Source organism: Stenotrophomonas sp. 96582_Sma (assembly GCF_056480905.1).
In genome coordinates this window covers 4,665,649-4,688,108 of the sequence record NZ_CM151122.1, presented here as the reverse complement: position 1 = coordinate 4,688,108, position 22,460 = coordinate 4,665,649, and the positions used below count along the sequence as shown (strand labels likewise).

Sequence of the window (22,460 nt, the reverse complement as noted above, 5' to 3'; positions counted from 1 at the left end):
GCGGCTGAGCTTCAACGTCGGCCAATTGGTACCAGGTGTTTGGTGGACTATTGGGGAAGCACAAAGAGATTGTTCTCTTCGGCGTGCTCAAACCCAAGGTTAAAGCTCATTAGCTCTAGATACGCCTTGTCTAGATCTCGTTCCTGCCGATTGTGCATTCTATCGCCCATCACGCTGACCCAGATGTGATGCTCTGCTAGAAGAGCGTGTGCAATGTGGTTACGAGATTCAGTAATGTACTTCAGGCCCGCTAAGACTTCTTCGCGCACTCCGTTGCGTCGCATGCGTTTGCCGAGAATGCCCAGCGACATCTCCTCCACTTCGTCGAAGTCCTCGTTGAACTTGCCGACAAGTACGCGCTTTACGCCCATCTCCAATAGTTGGGCGTTGGCCATGTACATGCCGAATTTCTCGAGAAAATTCAGCTCGTTGTAGCCCGCCGTACGCCTGTCGAGCTCATCCCGGAGCCATTGAGCATCTGGGGCGACCGCGTCGTTTCCCGCCATTGTATTCTTCCTGAAGTTGGGTCGTTATCCGTGATCCCAGGCAACGTTGCAGCTGATTTCTCGCTCTGGGTGTGGGCCCGCATATAGCAAGTACAGTCGGTACTGGTCGTTCCTACTCAGCGATTGGAAGTAGACTCGTGCCGCACTTTGCGGTGTTGTGTGATCACCTTCTTTGAGGTGGATGTTTGAGTCGCTTTGGTGAATCAGCTTGATGCCCTTCATTAAGCAGACCGACGTCTTTATACCGCCTGTTTGTGCCAGAGGTGCTCGCTTCTTTGCAAAGAAGGCATCCAGCGTCATTCCAACCTGGCCCTTCTTTCGACACAAGTCTTCCAACGCCTCGGCCGATCTCTTCAGAAACGCATGCCGAACCTCGGCGACCTCGTCGCAAATGTCCAATGCGTTACCCAGGATCTGGTAGTCCTTCAGCCCTTTCTCAGACGTTCGGAACCGTGCCGAGGGAAGCGGCGGCTTCTCGGGCAGCTTTTCCCAGCCCAAAAGAGTCAGTAGGGCGTCATAGAGCTGGCCCTCCACATCATTGCCTTGTGGGTTTTCAACAAGACTGCTAGGCCATCCGTCTTGTGCGGGAGTAGGTCTAAGGACGGTTCCCCCACCGTACTCCACGAAATCCTCGAGCATCGGCATCATCTCATGCGGCTGCTCGGCATAAGGCAACACTAGGATCGTGGATCCGGGCTCGGGGTTGTTATCGATGAATCGCTTAAGCGCAATCGTCGACTGCCCCTGCGGTGGAATCAGGAAATAGTGGTCATTGTGACGCTTTATCAGCAGAAGCTCGGCACTGAGATCTCTCTTCTTGGCTTCAGCCAAGAAAAGCGCCTTTTTGCCCGCCGGAAGTCCAACTACTAACAGTGCCATCCTTGGGATATCCGTCAGCGATGCGATTTCACCATGATGATTGAGGCCATGAGTGGAACAAGCGTTCCAGCGATCTCATCATCCGTCAATGCTTCCAAAAGCTTCAGTGCGCGTTCCTTGGCGGACATCTCAGTGGTTGCTGATTCGACAGGCCGTGGCGTTGGGGGCTGACTCGCGGAAGTTCTGGGGTCGATGGGGCATAGAAGTGACAAATCCACACCGGATTGCTGAGCCCAGCGACAAATGGCATCGATCATCCTGGTAGTACGGTACTTGCGCCAGCGACTACCATCCGGTCCTAATGCCTTGGTGAACTCAGCATTCACTTCGGTTCGGTAGGGCGCGTTGAGCATGGGGAACGCATCTGCCTCAATTCCCGGCGTTGCGGCCACAAACTCTCTCATCCAAGACTGTTGAACTACAGCTTCAACCGGCTTGATGGGGATCCAGTCGGGACCAGGCTTGTTCACCGTGATTTCCGCATTACCCGGTTTGTGATGGAAGACGCTGCCACTACTGCGGTTGAAGTAGCGAACGCGCAACGGGTCTGGATTGGCAAACGCAATCCAGATGTCACCACGCACTGCGGGGACGCGGCGAGTGGCAGCTTCCATCGCGGGCTGTTCGTTGTCGGTCTCAGTAGCCTTTCGCAGGCTTACAAGCATCGTTCCTTCTGCATCGACGTCCCAGTGCAGGATGTCCGCGCAAGCTTCGAGGAAATTGCGAAAGCGCTTGAAACCCAGCCGTTTGTAGTCAAAGCCGCCGAGCTCAACGGTGTTGCCCCGGGATACCAAGCTTTGCATCAATCGAGCGGCAGGCTCTGGTGGGCGGTCTTTGAGCAGCGTCAGAAGAAGGGGTTTCCAAGCAGTGACACTGTCCACACCAAATTCCTTGTTGGAGGGCAAAAAGCGGAAAAGCCGTTACGCATAGTAACGGCCTTTCCTGAGATCATGCTTCAGTTTTCATCTTGCTAAGTTCCAACCTTACAAGGCGTCGTCCGAAACGAGAGAACTTAGCAGCACTCTTTCGGCCCCTGGGCGCCCTACAAGTTCCACCAGCGCACTTCGATGAATTCGAGGCATTGATGGGGTGCCGGCGAGACGCGCGTCTCCAACCGAGCCGGGGTAGTATCGCTGAGCCAAGAATTGGTGTCAATTTGGTTGACACTCTTTGGTGCTCAATTTTTCAGATAGGCCAATTCCGAAGGCCAAATTTTGAACGGCAACCTTGAAGTCATTCCGTTCGCGGGGCACTGGGTGATGATGAAGACGTTCAGTATAAGCTTGTTCCTCATCTACTAGCCTGGCAAGGACATCATTCGAACTACCCTGTTCTGAGATGTTGAGTCTTCGTAAGTGATTAATTTACAAGAATAAAATTTCGTTCAGGGGGCGTTGGTCGCGAAGTCTATGCCCCCTCGGTCTGTCGAACCCCGTAACCTCTGCTGAGTTGAGCTCCAAGAGTTCGCTGTCAGCTAGAGGTGGCGAAGCGGTATTCAGGGAGCCTTTGGGTTTGGAGGCCTCCCTACGCAGCAAGCGTGTTGACCGTGAGCCTCTATCATCGGGGGCGGGGCTGGTGCGAATAGATCCTCATCGCCTTTGCTCTGAGTTCCCTGCTTGGTGGTCTCAGCTCAAGCTCCAAATCCCGCCTTGAGGTTGGTCATTGGTGAACTTGACTCTGGCCACAGCCGCTGGCAGAGTTTTCGCATCAGCAGCCTAACGGCGATTGCTGTCATGCTCTGCCGGGAGCATTGAGCTGCAGCGCGGTGCCCGACGAAACCCGATTGCGCCCCTTGGCGCATCTTTTTCATTTGTTTCGTCTAGGAGTACTGTATGAACCAACGTCACGACCGTGGCGCGCTGCCTGCTGGCATCGCGATCGAGCTCGATAGTCTTAGCTTGATCGCTCTCACCACCGCGCACCAGCATCTCCAGCTGTTTCCTAAGTCAACTTGGAGCCTTCTCACGTTGGCACCAGAAAGGCTGATCGCACCTGTGCATCGCACGTGGTTGGAGGGGCTGCCCTGGATTCGCCATACGGAGCTTTTCACGGCTGCGTACTTCGGCGTGCTCCTGCTGGACGCTAGCGCCAAAGCGTGGCGCGCTCGCGTCAACCGTGTCGGCCGCCTGATTGCCGCAGGAAGGCTCAAGAGCGACGGCATGCCGCCCGTCCGCAACCTTCGTCGTAGCAAGGATCAAAAGATTCTCGAACGAGACGCGGCAGCCCAGTACGGCTTGCCCAACGCAGAGGCAATCGACGTAATCTTCGCCAAGCTGGAGAAGATGGCCGGCGACTTGGAAATGACGTTCCAGGAGCTGTGCAGCACGCAGGCGTACATCGACTACGCAGTTCGCAATAGCTGGTCAAATTGGGAGTGTCCGACGGAGCAGGAGCTCAAAGTGCTGGCCACTGGACCGGCCTACCTAGTGGACATAGTCGGCCGTTCAAGAGCAAAGGGGATCGAGGATGTTTTCTTTGCTGCCTGCGAAGAGTGGCTGCTGGTCGTGAACGCTGCGGAACCAGGCAAGGTCAAATGTTCGGCTATCTACCCGCCGGAGCTGCTCATCTGCGGTTTTGAAAATCAGCCCTTCCAAGGCTGCCCGCGCACCCCGCCCAGTCATGTAATCTCCGAGCTTACGGCCCTCAGCGAGAGGCATTTTCCGGGTCGGCCATGGGAGGTCGGTTGGATGTGCATGGACACCAATCTGGAAACTTTAATTGGTGGTCCGGGAGTCACGGCATGAGCTCACCCGGAGTAAGCATGAAGGTTCCCTGCCCAGAGTGTCGGCGGTCTGGGCAGGCTCACCAGGTCCAGTGCTGGGTCGAGCGGCGCCTGCTAGATGAGCTGGAGGTCGAGGATGTGACAGACATCCCATTGGACGTTCTCTACCATCACTTTGATCATAACGATGGCGTGCATATCGATCAGGTGTGCGGTGAGTGCGGCTCTGACTACACTCGCGACGAGGACGGCAACATCATCGACTAGCCAAATTGCGCCCGGCTCATGTCGGGCGCTTCCTTTGTCGAATACAAAGGCCTATCAGTAGAGTGGAATCAATCTGTCAGCTCCACGCAGAGGCGGGTCGACATTTGGGTGTCGGTCGCGCGTGTGGCAAGCCGCAGCACCCGTTTGACCGCGTCAATGTTGAGTGCCTTGCCCCCTTCATCGTCATATCCGGCACGGAAGCAGACCTCAGCAGGCTGGATTGGGGAAGATGGGGCATCAACTGAATCGGCTCCTACCTCAGCCTGTGCGGGGGTTTTTGTAGAAGTACGTGTGCTTAAACACAGCAGCACTGGAGAATGCGCCTTGGCCCACCTCCCATTTCTAACGATCTCTGGCAGCCTTCGACCGTCGATTTCTGCAATCATCAGCAGCCTGTCCGAGGCGATTGTGTCGGTTCGTGACTCAAGGATGACAGTGATCAAGCTCTCGCATTGGCGCTACCGGACTACTCTGAGTTGCGGGGCCCAGTAGGGCATCGGCACCCCGACTTGCATCGTATTCAAGTGCAGCCTGGTAGTGGTAGGAAGATGTGCGCAACACGGATGTTGCCGTCTTTCCAAGCTTGACCGGCTGGCCGAACATGCTGAGTGTCAAAATCCGCATGAGCGTCAAAGAGCTCAGAGGGCATGCAAACATGCTTGCCTGCATCGTTGGCCACCATGGACAGCGAGGTTTGAGCCGTTGACTTGCCCAGGTCCGCAGAGAGCTTGCTGATGCAGTCCGCCCGATTCTTGAGCGTCATGCCCACCATTGCGGCAATGGGCTGATGCTTGGCGTAGTGGCCGTCGACGAATCGCTGCAGGCCATCCTTGCCCCGATACTTGCTGCGGCTTGAGGATTCGGGGCTGAGCTTCTTGAACTCGTACACCATGTCCAGCTGAGGTAGCTGGGCATTGGAGAAGTACGTAATATCCATGCGCATGCGCTTGATGAGCTTTTTGGTTGCTGAATCAAGCTCCATCAAATGGCGCTCATAGCTCCACTGCCCAGTTAGTCGACCGACAGGTCCGCTAGTTTCATTGAGGTGCCACCAGAAATTTTCCGTCAGTGCGGGCTCTAGCTGGCTTGGCTTCAGATGGTCTGGGCACTCCTTCACAATGCGATGCCAAGTGGAGACCAGAAAGTTGGTGGCCTGCCGCGCCTCATCGAGAGGGAACATATCCTGCCAAGGATCTTTGCTAGCGCTATCCATAGCATCGGCTTTCATGAGTTTTCCATTCCCCTGGCGTATCGCACGATACGCTCGGCATCGCGCTGAGCCGATCCCGTCATCCAGAAGCGGCTAATAAAGGGTTTTGCCAGATAGATGTTGTTGCCATGTCGGATGATGATGTCGCCCATCACGTACAGGCACTCCCCCCAGCTCGCCGGCAAAAGATCATTGCTCCGGAGTTCGTCGACCAGCGCACGAACGGCTTTATTCGACTCCGCCGTCTCAATCTTGGACTGAGCTGCCTTGTTTGGTTTCATGCGCACGACGCCAATCGGCCCTCGGGCACCGACCGCGTTGAACGCCAGGTCTGCCTCGATTGATCCAATGCCGCCCGCGGCCTGTTGCCAAGCACGTAGCTCAGAGCTCAGAGTTTTCGCGTATTCCTGCACTTCGCTATAAGAAGGGCGCCGATGAAGCTCTGTCTTTAGATCAGAGATGGTCCCAGGCTGGATGCTGTCGACCACCAGTGCACCGATCTCTCGGATCCGTGCGTACTGCTGCGGACTAAGCTCGAAGTAATCTGCAAGAAGATCTTCTGCTTCCTGCCGCTTGGTAGCATAGAGGTCGCCATGGAGGATCGGCGATTTGGCCTCAATAGCCGCAAGAAGGTCGGTGAGCTTCTTGACGATAGCTGTGGCGGCCTTCGGGTCGCGATGCGCGTCAGGTGCGACAAACGGCAAAGCTTTCAAATCGTTCAAGCTCACGCGCTCTCGCTCAAAGGCGATCTGGTACGCGGTCATGAGTAGGAAGTAGCGAGCGATGTCAGACTGCAGATAGAAAGCGATAAAGCGCAGTAGCCTGGCTTGACCTTGCGGGGCAGTGATCACGCCTATACTGCTGGTAAAGCAGAAGGAGGCGCTGGAGTACGCGGCGCACACCCTACGGTCCTTGGCCAAGCCGTCAGTGAACACGATCCTAGGTGCTTGGAATGCATTCAGCATCGCCGGCGGGATGCGAGCTACCGTCGGCCATTTTGCCGTCGGGAAGGGTCTGAGCACGTCACGGTCGAGGATTGAGCCTGTGCTGCTAAATGATCTTGCATCCAGAAAGGGAATGACGGCCAAGGGCTGCGATGAAGCTGGCTCCTCAACCGAAGAGTCCAGAACGTGGAAGCCCTTCATACTTGTCCAGCCATCGCGCTTGAGTAGCGTTCCCAGCGTACCCTTAAGACGCTGCTGGCTGATCATCGCGACATCGTGGGTGTTGCCCCAGAACAGCGTGGTCAGCAGTTCGTTGCTGTAGGAAAGTGACTGCGCTCGGATCTGGCTACGATCAGCGCCATGGACCGTCAGGCGGCCGAAGGCGAGGCTGACATCTGCTTTAGGTGTCCAATAGTCGATCTGCTCATCTCGGACCGGGCCAAACTGATCCTCTTGCCGTGGCTTCGCAACCATTACCATGGTGGGCTGGCGTGCAGATGAGAACAGAAGCTTACGGACGTCGCCAAAGTTGATCAGCTTGTCAACGCGATACTGCTCCAGCAAGTCCCGCATGAATTCCTTGCTGCTTGGGGCGGCAAGCAGGCTCACTGGGAGAATGAAGCAAACTTTGCCGTTCGGTACTAGGCACTGCTTGGCTCGGAATACAAAGGCAGCGGCCGTCTGCCGTCGAGGCAAATCCAAGCCGTTGGCGCGCGCCCACGTATCACTGCTTAGGCTGACCGCCTTGGGAGGTTCGACCCAGGGCGGATTGGAGAGAAAGATGGTGCACGTCGGGCGCTTTGCGCGCGGATTTGATACATCGAAGAAGTCGCCATCGACCTCGCCGCCGCGTAGATTTTTGCCCACCAACTTGGGGAGCTTCGCCTTTCCTTCCGCAGCAAGCGTGGCTAGGTCGGCAGGTGCCAGACCTTCTAGCACCGAGAGATAAAGGCTGAAGGCGGTGACGCGGCAGGCCGACAAATTCAGATCAGACCCAAAAATTGAACGCTCTAGCAGCTCTACACGCTCCGCGAACGTGAGCGTCCTATCGCGGCAGCCCTGGGCGTGACCGATCAGGCGACGGAAGGCGGTTGTGAGGAGAATCCCTGAGCCGCAGGCGCCGTCGTAAATGCGCTCTTTGAGCACATCCTCGGAGCCCTCCAGGGCAAGATCCACCGCCAGCATCGCCAAGTGTCGAGGCGTATAGAACGCTCCGACCTCCTTCTTGTCTTCGGACAAGAAGGACTCATAGATGCCCGAGATCAGCTCAACCGGGATAAACCGGAAGTCATAGCGCCAGAAGCTGAGTTGTCCGCTTTCAAGGTCATCTCGCTTAAGGAACCCGTGCAGGCTCTGGAGCGAAGCCGGCGACAGGCCATTCCAGAACCGATCAAGGCGTTCGCCGGGCTCAAGCAAATCGCCATTGAAGTCCTTCTTCAGCTGGCGGAGCAGCTTGACTATTCCGGCCGGGTTCTTGGCCGCCACCAACGTGGAGAGAGGCTCCACTCCGTGTTCGGTGCGGTACTGATCGCCGATAATGCCCCTGTGCTCCAGGTAGGAGACAAACATCACTTGGGCCATCAGGAGCTGGGCATCGGTTTTGGTCAATCCCTGCTTCTGCAGGACATCCACCATTACCTTCAAAGACCTCAGCAAGACCTGATCGACTCGATTCTCGGCAGAGAACCACTCGGGGTGGTCAGCGAACACTGTGCCCGATTGCACGTCGGCGCTGGAAAACGGGCCAAGCGGATTGGCTTCGTCGCGACTTAGCGAGACCGCATCGGCCTTACGACCACTTACGGGCAGGGCTTGCGCGCTTTCCTGATCCACAACGAGGACGACGGAGACCAGGTTCTGGTTCCAGATCCTCTCTCGAATGCCGTCCAGGACGGCCTTCTTGCTGGTGCGCGAATCCTTGGCCAGGAAGCAAACGGTCGGGACGCCATCGACGTCGAAGACAGCGCGGGCGCGGATGTCTCCATTGGGATCAAGGAGGTCGTCGATCTCACGGGCGTAGGGGTGCGAACCGGGAACCTTGCCGGCACGGTGGAGGTTGCCTGCTTCCTGCAGGTAGCCCCAAGCATCTAGCCAATTGTTCAAAGCGGCGGTTTTCACGGCAAGCCTTTGCCCTGAGCAAACGGCCCGATATTAACACAATGGTTGAGGCAATCAACTTGTGTGGTAGCATTCTGACGAGGGTACTACTCGTCCTGATTGGGGGCGTCGCGGTTGACGACTGAACTGAGCCCAGCGCAGCTACAGCGATTTAGATTTATCGAGGCCCAGCTGCTGTGGGAGGGGTGTCTACAGCGTAAGGATCTGTGCGCGGCCTTCGGGTTGACCCTTAACCACGTGACGCGGGAGATTAGCAGCTATCGGGCGCGCTATCCCGGCTTTCTTGCCTACGACCCCGAGGTAAGAGCGTGGCGAGCAACTGAAAGCTTCAAGCCGCAGCATGCCTCTGGCGACGCCCAAGAGTACTTAGAGCTTCTGCTTGCCTACTCGCTCGCACATGATCCAGCCATCATGGCCGGTGCTGGGCCGGCGTTGGCAGTCGAGGTGCTGCCCAGCATGCAGGGCAGTATTTCCGCCCAGGTGTTGAGACCTATGGTTTCTGCTATCAGTCAGCGGCAAGGCGTCGAGATCATATACCAGTCGTTTTCAGAAGATGGTCCTCAGCGCAGGATCATCTGGCCGCAGAACTTGGTCTATGTTCTTTCTCGCTGGCACGTGCGTGCCTATGATGAGCGGAAGGCGCGCTTTGCGGACTTCGTTTTGAGCCGTATCAAAGAGTGTGGCGCGTCGGTGGTTGCAGCCGATCCATCCGCCATCGACAATGCGGATGCTGAGTGGAAGGCGCTTGTCGAGGTGGCCATCCAGCCAAGACTCGCCTTGTCGAAAGCCCAGCAGGAGATTGTGGCGCAGCAGTTTGGCATGGAAGAGACGCCTGACGGCTGGCGATGGTCCGCGACGATGCGTCAGTGCTTGGTCAAGTACTTCCTACATCAACACCGCCTGGATACCGCGCCTAATGGAGGTCCGGGTGTTCGAGTTGCGCTTTGCGATCCTGCGCTGGCAGAGCGCTATCGCTTCAGCAACGACTAAGGGCCCGCTTACCACTACGATAGCGCGACTACATCAAAGTTCATAAGGCACTTTAAGTATCCTGAGCGGACGCTCTTTGCGCGGCGGGATCCCGGCATGCTGAGCAACAAGTGCATGTATAAGCGCGGCATCTGGAAGGAAAGCCCTCAGCCTATTCTCCGGCCTCCGCTTGCCGCAGAACGTTTGCGACGGTCCTTAGTTTGGCCAGCAGCTCATCGAAGGTGACAATGCTTACGTCCTTGAGAGCGCCGCGGAAAAGTTCGAAGGATCTGCGATCGTCTCTCCCTTCAGTAGTGGTTCCTGCGATAAGAATGCAATGCACTGATGCGACATCCTTGTTTTCAAGCTCTTTGCCTTGAATGTGCGAGAAGTCGCTAACCAAGTGGAAACGCTGCTGCAAAACCTGGGCCACGGCTGCAGCTAGGTCGCGGCTAGGTCCCTTCAAGGTGCCCCGGTAGGGTCTTGCCTCAAGGAGCATTGTGGCGGGTGTCTTTATCTCAATCACTGCGACACTCCCTGAGCATTCATTGGCCATCATAAAGTCTAAGATGCTCTGGCCGCCCCCACTTATGTTCTTGCTGCCCACGTGAGCTTGCTCAGCGATGAGCACAGCTGGAAAGGCAAACGCAAGGCCCAGTACGAACGCATTGGTCGCAAAAAACTTCTGCCATACCGACTCGTTGTGCTTAGATGTGAGGAGTTGTTCAAACTTGACAATGAGTTGTTCGAGCGCAACGCGCTGAGCTGTCTGACCGAGCCGAAGCACTGTAGGGATGGAGTCCTGTGCGACAGCTTCCAGACTGGAGGTTGCGGCTGCGATGAGGGCGCGCTGGTCAGCCTCGGGCAGGTTGGCAACTTGATCTTCGGTTTCGATAGCTCTACGAAGTACGCCCGGAAGCAGGACCTCCGGCTTGGCAGGAAATTTGGAAGGTTGAACCGAGCTCAGTAGCGTGTTGTGAGCATGGCGAGAACGCTGGGACTGCATTTCTCGACGCCCGCGTGCGGTGATTCTATCGAGCTCCTTACGAATGCTCTCAAACGACTTAACACCGAGGGTATAGGTGTCTCCGTCAAGCTGAGCGCGATTGCCTCTGGTCAGCACCAAGCGCTTGATTCCTTCGATCTCGGAAATTTGTTCCGGAATGGATCGATACTCATAGAGAAATCCAAGACCAAGATCACCAATTCTGTTGAAGCCCGTGGGTAGCTCGGTTAAGAGCTCCGTAAAGGTGTCAAGATCGTTTACATGTTCGAAGGAAAACCAAGAGGATGTCAGGGCGATTTCGCGCAATGGACCGTATTTGGAGCGCATGAAATCCGGCTTCCCCGGATTTATATTAATCGGATAGGTGTGGATGTCTGAGTCATCCACGCGGGCAATGACAACACTTCGCTGACTAATCGTCGAATCTACCTGGAGCGCCAAGGCGCTTGGCGCTGCTCTGACGATCAAGTGGCGGCCCGATCCTTCGCCCTCCAGAGTGAAGCTTAAGTCGAGCATTCCTGAAAACCTGACGCCCTCGCGCCTGATCTTCGGAGTTCTTTGGCTGGCCATCTGTTAGTCCCCTGGACGCATTAAGGCGGCAAAGCGATCAGACACTGCTTTGGAGCTTTCAATCATCGTCATCATCCAAGCCTACGTCGTCATCAAGCTCTTCGCGGATGTCGTCAAACCTAATGGCGCCTTTGCGTAAATCTGCTAGGTCAGAAGAAAGATATTTCTTCGCGGTGATGGCCGGCGCGCCATCAAGTAAGTTGGAAGGGATTAGCCCAAACCCTCCGCGATCAAGCTCCACAAGGATGACGCCTAGGGAATCAAGTTGTGCGTCAAGCATCTCTACGAATGCGCCACGAATATGTTTGCGCTTTGACAAGCGCCGGATCGTCGCCACGCTGATACGCGCTCTCTTCTGTTCTGAGCGTTTCAGCAAAAGCGCTATAAGTAGTGCAGTTTCTTCTGGGGTTCGGATCATGATTTCGGCTCCTCTATAAGAATCCGAATATAGGATCACATCAATCCTATGTCAACAGTCGGGTGCGGTTCATGTGCCCTCCGTGGCGCTTGGTCGGATTTGGGGTCTTAGATTCGTTGAGAATTGCAAAGAAATTGACCTATCGAGGCGGCTTCGTGTAGCTGACCGAGAGTCAACTGGCTCGAAAGATTGAAGTGGTTAGGCCGTAACGCGGTGGAAATTGAAGAGTCGCAGCTGGAGTAGTACCTACGCCATTGTGATGACGCTGGACTAGCTGTAATTGACGGCAATGGATCTAGGTGCCACCTAGCGCTGGCAACTTTTCCGGCGACAGTGTTGACAGACAACTTGACGACCTAACTTTCAGCTCGTCCAGGAACAGCACGCCATGATGGGCCAGCGAGATTTCGCCGGGGCAGGGCGGATTTCCGCCGCCCACCAGCGCCGCCGCACTTGCACTGTGGTGGGGAGAACGGAAAGGCCGTTGCCGCCAGCGTCGTGGGTCCAACCCTTCACCACTCACCGAGGCAATCGCCGCCAGCTGCAACGCCTCCGCTTCCTCGGTATCCGGCAGCAGGCTGGGCAGGCGTGAGGCCAACAGCGTCTTGCCGCAACCAGGGCTACCGATCAGTAATAGGTGGTGTCCGCCCGCAGCGGCGACCTCCAACGCGCGCCGTGCATGCGCCTGCCCGCGCACGTCGGCCAAATCAGGCAGTGGCAGGGGCGTCGTGTCCACGCGTTCTACGGGCGGCAGCAGGCGTGGGTTCCCCAACCCAGCGCAGCATTCCAGCAGCGTGCGCGCCACTCGCACATCAGCGTGCTCGGCCAGAGCTGCTTCTGCCGCATTCCCGGGTGGTACCACCAGAATGCGCCCGGCTTCGGCCGCCGCAATCGCCGCCGGCAGCGCTCCGGCTACCGGCCGCAGTTCACCGGTCAGGCCCAGCTCGCCGAGGAACTCGTACTGCAGCAGCGACTGTGGGTCGACCTGGCCACTGGCAGCGAGGATGCCCAAGGCAATCGCCAGGTCATAGCGACCGCCCTCCTTGGGCAGGTCGGCAGGCGCCAGGTTCAGGGTGATGCGGCGCTGCGGAAAGTCGAAGCGTGCGCAGAGCAGGGCGGCACGGACGCGCTCGCGGGACTCACGCACGCTGGTCTCGGCCAGTCCCACGATCTGCGTGACAGGCAGGCCGCCAGAGAGATGCACCTCCACCCGCACCAGCGGGGCATCGACCCCGGCGCGGGCACGGCTGTAGACCAGCGCCAGGCCCATGTGTGGTTTCCTGCAGAGGGGCGCTTGATGGTGCGGCGGCGGTGCGCCGATCACCATCGGAGTACTCCGGCGGTGTATATAGGATTTGTCCGGCCAGCCACTACGTGTGGTTCAGTCGTCGGGACGACGTCAGATATGTCGTTCGGCAGACCTCATCAACTCAACAATGTTGTCGAGGAGGGAGATCGGAAGGTTGCGCGATGCCGTCAACATGTGGGCTTCCATCTGCAGGCGCATACCTTCAGGCTTCCCACCATCGGCGATGGTGTTCCCCGTAATCAGCCAAGATACGCTCACGCACGTGACCCTGCTCAACGCATGCAGATGGTCGATAGACGGCACGAAGCCTAGTTCGCGTTCCCAGTGGCCCACCGTCGCCCGGTTTACGTTCAGGGCTTTGGCGAGATCGGTTTGAGATAGCCCGTTGCTGATACGCGCAACGCGGATCCGGGCGGACAGTGAATCAGTGCGGAACTCCATGAATACTCCCCTTCCTATGCTCCCTTGCACAGGGCGTGCGGGGAAGTGTGTGAGCGCCAATACAGATCGTCAATTCTGTAGCAGTTCTACATATGTCGGTTCTCGCACGAATATCTTCTTGAATGCGCTGAGGACGCTGCTTCTGACACGTGGCGATACGGGATGAACGCCGCGTCCTCCCTATCTTTGGCCAAGACGTTAGCGACAGTGACGTCCTTTCGGGGCCAGCACGCAAGCGAAAATTCAAGCACTCGATTGGCGATGGTTGCCCTCTGCACGTAGTGAAAGCTGGGGCGCAACCGCCCGCGCACGGCGGAAGCTGTGCACGGCACAGCAGCGAGGTTGCAGCTGGATGCCGGCGGGCCGTTGAATCAAGTTGAGCCACAACGCTGATCACGTTCGCAGCTCAGAAGATCAAATGCCCACCATTACATGGAGTAAAGAAAAATGACCCAACGCACTGCTGTAAAGACTCTCTCGTCCCTCACGCTGATCATTGCGGGTGTCGCGGCAGCAGGTTCGGCTTCTGCTGCTGCATCGAACGGAGATTTCGCCAATGACATTGCGGCGTCGACGTCCATCCAGGCGGATATGCAGTCTCTGAGCATCAGTGAGTTCAGAGACGAAAAATCCGCGCTTCTCGCAGATGGGCACCATCACTCCGATTCATTCGGATCCCATCACCATCATGACACGGCGAGCAAGCAGATGGCATTTGCTTCGCGCATTGCCGCGGATTCCCGATTCGACGTCTGAAGAGAGAGGGGCGGGGATCTCTCCGCCCCTTGCACGTGAATCACTGTCATGCAGAGCCTATGGAGGCCGGAGGCGGCTTCTTGTCTTCGGCCTCAAAGTGGATTTGAAGGGTGGATAAGAGCTGCCAGAAGCAAGTGGCGAGGACGGCGATCACCACATGGAGTAGGAGAATGAGTTCGATGGCCCAGGCCCAACCGCCAGATGTAAAAAACCCGATCTGCCTGATGGAAATCGCAGATGCAACAGAAAGCATGGAGTCGGTCGTCGAGGGCATCCTCTGGTCAAGACTCCGCAGGATGAGAGCGCGACTTCAGGAAGTGCTTGCCGACCAGCAGTACGGGGCCATGGCTCGTGTCATGCACCAGATGTACCAGTCAATCGGTGCCGATCACCAAGCCCGCGTACTGCTCAGTTCCGAGTTCTGTGAGCAGTATCTGTGCCTGGAGTCCGCACGGAAGGGTAGGCTGGAGGCGGGAGCCGACGAGCAGGAGAGGGCGGAGGAACAGGCCCGCGCGCTTGGCGCGCTGCACGACATCATCGCTCGGGAGAAGTCGATCGCCGAACTGGCACAGGGACGGACAGGCAGGTACCTGAGGGAGGCGCGGCAGTGGCAGCTCTACAGTCCAGTTGGAGACTGCGTTGCGGAAAAGGATGCCACGGGCGTGTGGACCCTTCGGCAGTTGCCGAAGCTGGGCGACTGTATCGCGTTGGATCTTGAGAGCCCACCGGCGCGGCATCATGAGCCACGCTCTGGAGTGCTGAGCCAACCGTGCCTGCCGCTGACCGATGCGGAGCGCGAGCATGTCTCGCGAAAGCTGTCAGACGCACTGGCGGCGATCGATAGTGCAGAACCCATGTACGGCCTTCTCATCCGCAACTTCGTCCGGCGGATCACCGTGCGCAAGTCGGCAGACGTCACCTCCGATGAAGCCGGGCGCTACGGCTCGGAGCATGTGCCGAGGCAGCCGGGTTCCATTCGACTGCTGAACACGCATAACCCTGAACTTCTGGTTGAGGCATGCATGGAGAGCATCATGCATGAAAGCACCCACAACTATCTGGCCGCATGGGAGCTGGCCAACGGATTCTTCGTTGCCAATGACTACCAGCATCGTGTCGTATCTCCCTGGTCCGGGAATCCCATTCCCAACTCCTCCTACATCCACGCTGTCTTCGTCTACTACGTGTGCCACCGCTTGCTGAAACGTCATCTTGAAGTCTCGCCGGACCTGGGTGAAACCGCCAAGCGCCACGTCCAACGCAGGCTGGCCGTCTGCGCTGCCGGCTTCCTGATCGAGCAGGATCTCAGTGGTCGGTTGATGACCAAGGACGCCATCAATAGTGAGGTTGGGCAGATGATCGATCGAATGCAGGCCGAAATGAAGCGGCAGTATCGCTATGGGGAGTGGCAGCAATGAGCAGAACGGTCGTCATCCATGCGGATCACCTTGACCCTGTCGCCCTGCGGGCCATGGCTACAGGTGTCCCTGCCATGCACATTGATGAACTGATCCCGGTAATGGAGGGCCAACCCTGGCCCGAAGTACTCCGCTTGAGCCCAGGTGCGCATCTCGAGCGTCTGTTCCGCGGAGCCAATGTGGTGAATCGGGTCTTCTCACTGGCAGGAACGCAGATCGAACAGTTTCTGGCCGAGCGCGGAGTGGACGCCCGCTGGTTCCATATCCGCCTGCAGCCGCTTCTGGCGCGGGGGGTGAGCCTCTGTCACGACACGGGCACGCGCGGTGTGTCCCGGTGCCTGGCTCCATTGAACGTGCAGTGGTTTGAACTCGAACGCGCTCTTCCAGGCGCGAACACGCCTGACTTCGCCTACAGTTTTGGCTACGAAGAACCAGACCTGTCCCGCATCGAAGACCCCATGCAGAAGTCGGTATGGTCACTTTTTGACTGGCGGCAGGAACGGCAGCTTGATGATGAAGAGCGCCGCAGACACCAGTTCCACGTTTCCAGGCCGAAGGGCGTCCCCGTGGTTGCGTGGTTCCTTGGGCGGGACTACAACGGAATCCACTTTCCCCGTGAAAGCGTTGAGGTCGATGGTGGTGTGTGCGAGCAACTAACGCGAGCGGCCGCACACGCCTTCCGATCCGAAGCGGGAGAGATGCTCCTGTACGTGACGGATGAGGCGGTAACCTTCCATGCATTCTCGCCTTACCTTCGTTCCGTCGCGGCCGATGCGGCTGTGCAGGATGCGTTGGATGCGTGGTTGCTTGCCGGCAACGCCGGAGGTGTGAATGCTGCTTGAAAAGCTGAGCTCGCTGCGCGAGTCCATGGGCTGGGTTTACGGAAGCGAGGATCTGTGCGTACTGCTGTACAGCTTGGTCAAGCGGATGCGCCCACGCATCGTGGTTGAACTGGGCACCGGGTTTGGCGTCACTGCGGCCTGGATGGCCGGTGCGCTGCGGGAGAACGGTGGCGGTGTCATTCACACCTACGACAATGGCTCGCACTTCTCCAGCGAGCCAGGCATCAGGTTTGTGGAGGGCCTGCAGGGGCCGTTTGCCGATCTGCTGCGGGAAAAGGCGCAGGACTATCCCGCTTTCCTGAAGCACGTATTCCAGTGGGCCGGGGTCGAGAATCACGTTGTCTCCAACTGGCAGGAAATCGGCTTTGCCGATATTGCCCGGGCCCCCGCCTTTGACGGCGGAATTGACATGGTCTTCTCCGACTTCAATCACTCCCAGGACAGCATCCAGGCCTTGCTAGCGGCGTTTCTGCCGCGCATGGCGGAAAGCGCCTCGATCTTCATCGACAGTGCCTCTACCCAGCGGCTTGGTTACCTGACCCTGGAAGCCGTTGTGGACGCCCTGAATCAGAACAAGATACCCAGGGCGTTCATCAAGGATCGCAGCGAGAAGGGCATCGAAGCGATCCTTCGGATCGTCCAGCGCTCGCGCTTCCGCCTGATGCATCTGCTGGAAGCCCGCGACAGGGCGCAGAACAGCACAGCGTGGATCTCGATTGAACCGGTGGACGTGATTCCGACTGCGGCCACATTCCTGCATTAGAGAGACGTATATGTTAGGCCATTACTTTGCGCTGGCCCGCACAAGGCTTCTGGAAACCAAGGGAATGAGCGCCGCGCTGATCCTGGCGCTGGGGTTGGGCATTGGCGCGAGCATGACGATGTTGACCGTCGTGCGGACAATGACGTGGGATCCACTGCCGGGGCGAAGCGAGCATCTCTATCACCCCTTCATCGACGCACTCCCCACCTCCTACGACGTCAGGCCTGGCATGGACCCGCGGGTGGCCCTTACCTGGGTAGATGCCCAGAACCTGCTGCGGCAGGCCCCGGCCTCCCATCAGGCCGCGCTGGCATCTGCTCGTCTATTGGTGGATGCGCAGCGCAGCGTGCAGATTCCATTCTTCACGCAAGGGCAGTATGTCACTGCGGATGCGTTTGCCATGTTCGGCATCCCAGTGGTGCAGGGCAGGGCCTGGACGCGTGAAGATGATGCTGCCCACGCCCGGGTTGTCGTGCTGGGTCAGGATCTGGCTGCTCATTTGGGCGGTGAAGGCCTGGTGGGTACGACTGTTCGGCTGGGTGGCCAGGCATTCACGGTGGTGGGTGTTGCCGGTCCGTGGAGCCCGCGCCCACGGTTCTATACGGACCTTCAGCAGGACGTGTTCAAGGGGCGCGAAGACTTCTTCATACCGTTAGGTGTCGCGGCAGAGATGCAGATGACGGTGTCCAACAGCGTCTTTTCATGGAGTGGTGACAAATCCCCCAATCGCCTGCAGGACGCTCGCACGTCGTGGATCCAGTTCTGGGCCGAGTTGCCTGACGCGGCCAGTGTCGAGCAGTACGAGCGCTTCCTGGGCAACTACGCACGTGCACAGCACCAGGCGGGAAGGTTTGACAGGACAACTGCACCGCGGATGGTGTCCCTGAAGGACTTCCTGGTCGAGCATCGCATCATCCCCAACGAGGTGAAGCTGCAGTTGGCGCTGTGCCTGGGGTTCCTGATCGTTTGCCTGCTGAACATGAGTGCCTTGATCTTCGCCCGCTTCATCCGCCGGTCCCATGAAATATCGGTCCGTCGGGCGCTGGGTGCGCGTCGGCAGGACGTCATCTATCAGCTCTGCACTGAAGCACTGATCATCGGCGGCTTGGGCGGGGCGGTAGGGTTGATCGTTGCAGAGGCCGGCCTCTACCTTGTGCGGACGCAGCCGGAAGACTACGCCTCGCTGGCCAACATGGATCTCAGCATGGCCGCTCTCACCATGGGCCTGGCGTGTGTCTCCAGCGTGATCGCTGCGTTCTTCCCTGCGCTGCGCGCTACCTCGGGCCGTCTGGCCATGCAGATCAAGGCGTCAGAATGAGCATTGCAGAAGTTCCCCTTGTCGTCCGCGCGCTCACCCGCAACCGCGTCATCGCGTCCATTCTTCTGGTGCAGGTGCTGGTTGCCACCGCGTGCGTGACGAACCTTGCGTTTCTGCTGTCCGAGCGGCTGGGAACCCTCACCTACAAGACGGGCCTGGAAGAGGCGAACCTGGGCGTCATCGAGACCGAGTACCTGGGGCCTGCAGCAGCCAACCCTGCAGCCTCGATCAGGACCGACCTGGAGGCCATCCGGCAACAGCCAGGCGTCGAACAGGTAGTCGCAGCAGAGTCGCTTCCCCTTTCCCAGCGCAGCTGGTCGGTGGGATTCACCAACAAGGTGCTTGAAGGCAATGACATCTCCGGTATCGTCGAGGCAGAGCCGACTGTCTACACGGCATCTTCGCCAGCAGTCCAGGTGTTGGGCCTGACCCTTGTTGCCGGCCGTGACCTGTCTGCGGGAGCGTTCGTGCCGATGGAGGCCAGCGCCGACTATGCCGGGCTCTACAAGGCAAGCGAGGCCGTTGTCTCGCAGGCACTGGCAGACAAGCTGTTTCCGGAAGGCGGCGCAGTCGGCAAGTTCCTGTATGCCGATGCGCAGCATCCCATCCAGGTGGTCGGCATCGTCAAGTCGCTTTCCCGGCCTGTTCTGAAGACCGATGCAGACAATGACATGTCACTCATCCTGCCGCTTATTCCGGACGGGCCTCGCGTGATGTTCGCCATCCGTGCCGCGGATGGGCGGGTGGCGGATGTGATTGCGTCCAGTGAGGCGGCCTTGTCGCAGCGCGACGCAAACCGCACCATCGCCCGCAGCACCTCGTTCCGGGAACTGCGCGCCGACTACTTCCGCCACGATCAGACCATGGCGATAATGTTCCTGAGCTCCGGGTTGGCGCTGTTGGTGGTAACGGCTACGGGCGTGTACGGACTGGCCAGCTTCTGGGTTCGCAAGCGGTATCGTCAGATCGGTATCCGGCGCGCATTGGGTGCCCGGAAATCCGACATCCTCCGGTACTTCCTGGTGGAGAACCTGATTCTCACCGCCACCGGGTCTGTTGTCGGTACCGCACTGGCCATCGGCCTGAACATGGCCGTGGCCCGGTACTACGAGGTAGCCAGGATCGAGGCGCCATTTCTCGCCATTGGCGTACTGACCGTGCTTCTGTTGGGCCAGGCCGCAGCCTATGTTCCGGCGCGACGAGCAGCCAAGGAAGCCCCGGTAGCGATCCTGCGCAGCGCCTGACGCCGACGGGCCGGTCATTGCGTTTCATGGAGTATGCATTGTCACACTGCCATCAGCCCATCCGCGGCCCCTGCCGGCTCTCTTCCTGCTGCTGCTCCTGCACTTGCGCCAGCTGCTGTGACCGCTCCTGGTCCTGAGCGCCGAGGCTTCGGTTGGCCGCGGCATACTGCTGCTCCGGTGCCGCCGCCAGCGCGTCCTGCGTCGGCATCTGCACCCGGTTGGCGGCGGGGTCCGATGACGCGCCCGGCCCCGAGCGCGTCACGAACAATGTGGTACCCGCAGCACGGGTTTCGGTGGCCTCATTCAACGCCATGTCTATTTTGTCGCCGGGTTTGAACCCGGCCTCTGCCGCAAGCCTGTAGGCGCTGGCCAGCAGGCGATCACTGCTCTGGTCCCACGGTTTGTTGTTCTTTTCATCCAGCATGGCCACCGACGAGCGCAACTGCCCCAGCAGCCCGGCGTTCTCCGGGCGTGGCGCTGTGCTGTGGTGTTGGTCTACTTCAGTTTTGTGCTGTGTAGCAGGCGAGGTGGTATGTGGCGAGGGTGCGCTCGGAGGAGCGACTGCGGATGGCTGTTCCTGCGGAGCGGTCGTGCGCTGCAGGTGTGCCTGTGCAATCTCCGCCGGCGTGGTAACGGAAACGATCTGCATGCGCTCGTCATCCTTCCCCGCCAAGGTGGCCAGCGAGCCATCCTTCTGTACCTGCAGCATGAAGGTGCCAAAGCTGGGCACGGTGCGTGCGTGATCCTGGGCAACAGCGGCTACAGCGTCATCAATTTCTTCTGCGTTTCGCTCAATGCCGGCGCTTCGGTAGGCGTCCACCACTTGGCTGCGCAAGCCGTACTCGGTTGGCGTGGGATTGGCCCGGGCGATGTCGGCCATGGATGTCAGCTCCTGCACGCCGGCCTGCTGGCTCTGGCGCGTACGATTGAGCTCCTCGATGATGCTGCCCTCGGCCGGGTTGGTGCCATACACCCAACCCGGCGTTTGCCACTGCCCGTTGGCGTCCTGTGTGTACTTCTCGCCGTTGGAAGCGCGCAGGGGCTGCGTCTGGGTCAGCGCGTTGGTGATCACCTCCGGTACCGGCTCAATGGTGGCGAACTCGTGCCAGTTGTACTGGTTGAACGCGACCTGGTAACGGGCGGCGAGCGCCTCGGGCGTGTTTGCCGCGTTCTGGGCAATGATGCGCTGCGATTCCCGTTCCAGTTGGCCGGACTTTTCCGGGCCGACGGGCACGCTGTAGTCAAAGGGAACGCGTCCATCAATCATTGAGTGGATGGAGAGGTTCCATTCGCCGTTGTTCGGATTGCGCACGTAGTGGCGGTTGGTTTCAAACGGCTCGCGCGGCGGCGTGCTCTCGCCGCCTGCATCGAGCTTGAAGGGGGTCTGCGGCCTGGGCAGGTTGGCCATGCCCAGTGAATAGGAGTCGTTGGCGGCTTTGTAGTTCAGCTCGTCCACCAGCCGGCCACCGGCGACCATCGTGATCTCGCGGTAGCTTCCGTCGGGCTGCGGTGTGCGCACGCTGCGGCTCCAGGTGCCCTCTGCATTCTCCGGGTCGCGGCTCCATTCGTTGCCACTGCGGTCCACCTGGGTGTAAACGGCTTTCTTGTCCTGGTACTGGGCCCAGTACTCACCGGCGAAGCCGCCGGCCACGCCGCCCAGCAGTCCGGTAGCCAGCGCACCTGGCCCGGTCCACGAGCCGGTAACGACTCCGTACCCTGCGCCCAACAGGAAGCCGCCGCCAAAGCCGCCCGCGGTGCGCCCCACGAAGTGGGTGGCCGCAGATTTTGCGCCGGCGTCGTTGCCCTCGCTGCGCAACTCGGCCACGCGGTGGCCGGTGATGGCGAAGTCCACGGCCAGTGCGGCGACACCCGCGGCCCCGAGTACGCGGGCGCCGGTAATCTGTCCGCGCGCGGCGGCAGCTTCGGCGGCACCTTCTGCAGCGCCCGCTCGCCCTGCAGAGCCAGCCAGTTCCGGAGCCGTGCTTGCCGGGCCAGGGCGCACGATGGTCAGTGGCATTTCCGGGTTGAACGCAGTGCGTACGCGGGCAGCGGTGTGCTCGGTCAGCGGCAGGCGACCGCCCTGGTTGGCCTCCTGAATCGCGGTGCCCATCGATGCGCGGCCACCCCAGCGCTCGCTCAGGGTCGAGTTGCCGGGTTCGTCGATGGCATCCAGCGCCGCCTTCACGTTGGCTTCGGACTGGGTGACAGCGCGCCAGCGCAACTCGGAGGGGTTGAGGGTCTTCAGTTCCGCAATCTGCGCGGCGTGGGTGCGCTCGTAGCCGTCCAGATCGGAGAAGAAGGTGCGGATCTTGGCGTTGGCTTCCGCCGCGGTCATGTTCTCGGGCGTGTTGGTGACCAGGTCGCCGTTGAGGATGCCGGCGCGAAGGGTGTATTCCAGGTTCTGGATGCGGGCACCCATACGCTCGACGGCGGCGGCGCGCACATCCGGCGGAGAATCCTTCGCCAGCAGGGTTCGGCCATCGTAGGTTTCCGTGAGGTCCTCGAGAACGAACTTCAGTTGATCCGTGTACGCACTCAACGGGCCGCCTGAGTGTGGCGAAATACCCAGGCGGGTTGCCAGCGCGGGGTTCGCGGGCAGGTTGAGAATGTTGTCGGGTCCGTGGAGCGTGAAATGACCACTCCTGGCAAGCGACTTCAGCAGTTGGCTTTGCTCGAACGCATTCTGTTCGATCAGATGGTGTCCCTGAAAAACCGGCGTGTCGGCCATGCGCACCACCTCGTTCAAGAATCCGTTTGAAG

The 22,460-nt window shown here is 59.1% G+C and carries 19 protein-coding genes and 1 pseudogene; 9 read left to right on the top strand and 11 right to left on the bottom strand.

Annotated elements, in window-relative coordinates:
* Positions 1-47 precede the first annotated feature (47 nt).
* Genes ACZK2R_RS21995 through ACZK2R_RS21985 form a run of 3 tightly spaced genes read right to left on the bottom strand, consistent with a single transcriptional unit; the run spans position 48 to position 2,266 of the window.
* Entirely contained in the window at positions 48-506 is a 459-nt protein-coding gene (locus tag ACZK2R_RS21995; RefSeq protein ID WP_126560856.1) for a hypothetical protein, read from the bottom strand.
* Positions 507-530: 24 nt separating this feature from the next.
* Positions 531-1,385, bottom strand: a complete 855-nt coding sequence (locus tag ACZK2R_RS21990) for a hypothetical protein (protein WP_180837700.1) — start codon at positions 1,383-1,385, stop codon at positions 531-533.
* A gap of 14 nt (positions 1,386-1,399) precedes the next feature.
* Positions 1,400-2,266 carry a hypothetical protein gene (locus ACZK2R_RS21985; protein WP_180837701.1) on the bottom strand — a complete coding sequence of 289 codons (867 nt, stop codon included), beginning with the start codon at positions 2,264-2,266 and terminating at the stop codon, positions 1,400-1,402.
* Positions 2,267-3,217: 951 nt separating this feature from the next.
* Between ACZK2R_RS21985 and ACZK2R_RS21980 the strand changes: the two genes are divergently transcribed.
* Both ACZK2R_RS21980 and ACZK2R_RS21975 read left to right on the top strand, forming a co-directional pair.
* On the top strand, positions 3,218-4,129 hold the full coding sequence (locus ACZK2R_RS21980; RefSeq protein ID WP_180837702.1) for a hypothetical protein: 912 nt from the start codon (positions 3,218-3,220) through the stop codon (positions 4,127-4,129).
* Between the two features lie 17 nt (positions 4,130-4,146).
* Entirely contained in the window at positions 4,147-4,374 is a 228-nt protein-coding gene (locus ACZK2R_RS21975) for a hypothetical protein (RefSeq protein WP_180837703.1), read from the top strand.
* A 68-nt stretch (positions 4,375-4,442) separates the two neighbouring features.
* Here the strand turns inward: ACZK2R_RS21975 and ACZK2R_RS21970 are convergent, their stop codons facing one another.
* The 3 genes from ACZK2R_RS21970 to ACZK2R_RS21960 all read right to left on the bottom strand — a co-directional run bounded on the left by ACZK2R_RS21970 (position 4,443) and on the right by ACZK2R_RS21960 (position 8,646).
* Positions 4,443-4,817 (bottom strand): hypothetical protein, encoded by a 375-nt coding sequence (locus ACZK2R_RS21970; RefSeq protein WP_180837704.1) that lies wholly within the window; start codon positions 4,815-4,817, stop codon positions 4,443-4,445.
* A gap of 77 nt (positions 4,818-4,894) precedes the next feature.
* Positions 4,895-5,602, bottom strand: a complete 708-nt coding sequence (locus ACZK2R_RS21965) for a hypothetical protein (protein ID WP_180837705.1) — start codon at positions 5,600-5,602, stop codon at positions 4,895-4,897.
* On the bottom strand, positions 5,599-8,646 hold the full coding sequence (locus ACZK2R_RS21960; protein WP_180837706.1) for an HsdM family class I SAM-dependent methyltransferase: 3,048 nt from the start codon (positions 8,644-8,646) through the stop codon (positions 5,599-5,601). The genes ACZK2R_RS21965 and ACZK2R_RS21960 overlap by 4 nt, the downstream gene beginning before the upstream one ends.
* A 114-nt stretch (positions 8,647-8,760) precedes the next feature.
* On the opposite strand from ACZK2R_RS21960, the gene ACZK2R_RS21955 reads away from it, so the two are divergent.
* Positions 8,761-9,636 carry a helix-turn-helix transcriptional regulator gene (locus tag ACZK2R_RS21955; protein WP_180837707.1) on the top strand — a complete coding sequence of 292 codons (876 nt, stop codon included), beginning with the start codon at positions 8,761-8,763 and terminating at the stop codon, positions 9,634-9,636.
* Between the two features lie 151 nt (positions 9,637-9,787).
* On the opposite strand, the gene ACZK2R_RS21950 is transcribed toward ACZK2R_RS21955, so the two are convergent.
* The 4 genes and pseudogenes from ACZK2R_RS21950 to ACZK2R_RS21935 form a co-directional block, all read right to left on the bottom strand.
* Entirely contained in the window at positions 9,788-11,137 is a 1,350-nt protein-coding gene (locus tag ACZK2R_RS21950) for a Shedu immune nuclease family protein (RefSeq protein WP_180837708.1), read from the bottom strand.
* A gap of 112 nt (positions 11,138-11,249) precedes the next feature.
* Positions 11,250-11,609: a hypothetical protein gene (locus ACZK2R_RS21945; RefSeq protein ID WP_126560847.1), complete on the bottom strand. Its 360-nt coding sequence runs from the start codon at positions 11,607-11,609 to the stop codon at positions 11,250-11,252.
* 331 nt (positions 11,610-11,940) lie between these two features.
* A pseudogene (locus ACZK2R_RS21940) lies at positions 11,941-12,879 on the bottom strand (YifB family Mg chelatase-like AAA ATPase); the annotation flags it as partial.
* Positions 12,880-13,008: 129 nt separating this feature from the next.
* Positions 13,009-13,359, bottom strand: coding sequence for a helix-turn-helix domain-containing protein (locus ACZK2R_RS21935; RefSeq protein ID WP_049400816.1), 351 nt, complete (start codon positions 13,357-13,359; stop codon positions 13,009-13,011).
* Positions 13,360-13,806: 447 nt separating this feature from the next.
* Here ACZK2R_RS21935 and ACZK2R_RS21930 point away from each other — a divergent pair, with 447 nt between their 5' ends.
* The 6 genes from ACZK2R_RS21930 (at position 13,807) to ACZK2R_RS21905 (ending at position 19,700) form a co-directional block, all read left to right on the top strand.
* The gene (locus ACZK2R_RS21930; protein ID WP_032127113.1) at positions 13,807-14,115 is read left to right on the top strand and encodes a hypothetical protein; all 309 of its coding nucleotides are present in this window, start codon (positions 13,807-13,809) and stop codon (positions 14,113-14,115) included.
* A 170-nt stretch (positions 14,116-14,285) separates the two neighbouring features.
* Positions 14,286-15,533, top strand: coding sequence for a hypothetical protein (locus ACZK2R_RS21925; RefSeq protein ID WP_152905172.1), 1,248 nt, complete (start codon positions 14,286-14,288; stop codon positions 15,531-15,533).
* Between the two features lie 74 nt (positions 15,534-15,607).
* Positions 15,608-16,375: a hypothetical protein gene (locus ACZK2R_RS21920; RefSeq protein ID WP_180837709.1), complete on the top strand. Its 768-nt coding sequence runs from the start codon at positions 15,608-15,610 to the stop codon at positions 16,373-16,375.
* On the top strand, positions 16,365-17,138 hold the full coding sequence (locus ACZK2R_RS21915; RefSeq protein WP_049400811.1) for a class I SAM-dependent methyltransferase: 774 nt from the start codon (positions 16,365-16,367) through the stop codon (positions 17,136-17,138). Before ACZK2R_RS21920 ends, ACZK2R_RS21915 begins: the two co-directional genes overlap by 11 nt.
* Positions 17,139-17,202: 64 nt before the next feature.
* The gene (locus ACZK2R_RS21910) at positions 17,203-18,456 is read left to right on the top strand and encodes an ABC transporter permease (protein ID WP_232528132.1); all 1,254 of its coding nucleotides are present in this window, start codon (positions 17,203-17,205) and stop codon (positions 18,454-18,456) included.
* Positions 18,453-19,700 carry an FtsX-like permease family protein gene (locus tag ACZK2R_RS21905; RefSeq protein WP_219630879.1) on the top strand — a complete coding sequence of 416 codons (1,248 nt, stop codon included), beginning with the start codon at positions 18,453-18,455 and terminating at the stop codon, positions 19,698-19,700. The genes ACZK2R_RS21910 and ACZK2R_RS21905 overlap by 4 nt, the downstream gene beginning before the upstream one ends.
* A 52-nt stretch (positions 19,701-19,752) precedes the next feature.
* Here ACZK2R_RS21905 and ACZK2R_RS21900 read toward each other — a convergent pair whose 3' ends face one another.
* The gene (locus ACZK2R_RS21900) at positions 19,753-22,428 is read right to left on the bottom strand and encodes an XVIPCD domain-containing protein (protein WP_180837710.1); all 2,676 of its coding nucleotides are present in this window, start codon (positions 22,426-22,428) and stop codon (positions 19,753-19,755) included.
* Positions 22,429-22,460 lie beyond the last annotated feature (32 nt).

Coding starts and splice junctions, on each gene's coding strand:
- ACZK2R_RS21975 (WP_180837703.1), top strand. CDS start 4,147: ATGAAGGTTCCCTGCCCAGAGTGTCGGCGGTCTGGGCAGGCTCACCAG.
- ACZK2R_RS21950 (WP_180837708.1), bottom strand. CDS start 11,137: ATGCTCGACTTAAGCTTCACTCTGGAGGGCGAAGGATCGGGCCGCCAC.
- ACZK2R_RS21990 (WP_180837700.1), bottom strand. CDS start 1,385: ATGGCACTGTTAGTAGTTGGACTTCCGGCGGGCAAAAAGGCGCTTTTC.
- ACZK2R_RS21935 (WP_049400816.1), bottom strand. CDS start 13,359: ATGGAGTTCCGCACTGATTCACTGTCCGCCCGGATCCGCGTTGCGCGT.
- ACZK2R_RS21965 (WP_180837705.1), bottom strand. CDS start 5,602: ATGAAAGCCGATGCTATGGATAGCGCTAGCAAAGATCCTTGGCAGGAT.
- ACZK2R_RS21945 (WP_126560847.1), bottom strand. CDS start 11,609: ATGATCCGAACCCCAGAAGAAACTGCACTACTTATAGCGCTTTTGCTG.
- ACZK2R_RS21930 (WP_032127113.1), top strand. CDS start 13,807: ATGACCCAACGCACTGCTGTAAAGACTCTCTCGTCCCTCACGCTGATC.
- ACZK2R_RS21995 (WP_126560856.1), bottom strand. CDS start 506: ATGGCGGGAAACGACGCGGTCGCCCCAGATGCTCAATGGCTCCGGGAT.
- ACZK2R_RS21910 (WP_232528132.1), top strand. CDS start 17,203: ATGAGCGCCGCGCTGATCCTGGCGCTGGGGTTGGGCATTGGCGCGAGC.
- ACZK2R_RS21980 (WP_180837702.1), top strand. CDS start 3,218: ATGAACCAACGTCACGACCGTGGCGCGCTGCCTGCTGGCATCGCGATC.
- ACZK2R_RS21905 (WP_219630879.1), top strand. CDS start 18,453: ATGAGCATTGCAGAAGTTCCCCTTGTCGTCCGCGCGCTCACCCGCAAC.
- ACZK2R_RS21920 (WP_180837709.1), top strand. CDS start 15,608: ATGCACATTGATGAACTGATCCCGGTAATGGAGGGCCAACCCTGGCCC.
- ACZK2R_RS21915 (WP_049400811.1), top strand. CDS start 16,365: ATGCTGCTTGAAAAGCTGAGCTCGCTGCGCGAGTCCATGGGCTGGGTT.
- ACZK2R_RS21925 (WP_152905172.1), top strand. CDS start 14,286: ATGAGTTCGATGGCCCAGGCCCAACCGCCAGATGTAAAAAACCCGATC.
- ACZK2R_RS21900 (WP_180837710.1), bottom strand. CDS start 22,428: ATGGCCGACACGCCGGTTTTTCAGGGACACCATCTGATCGAACAGAAT.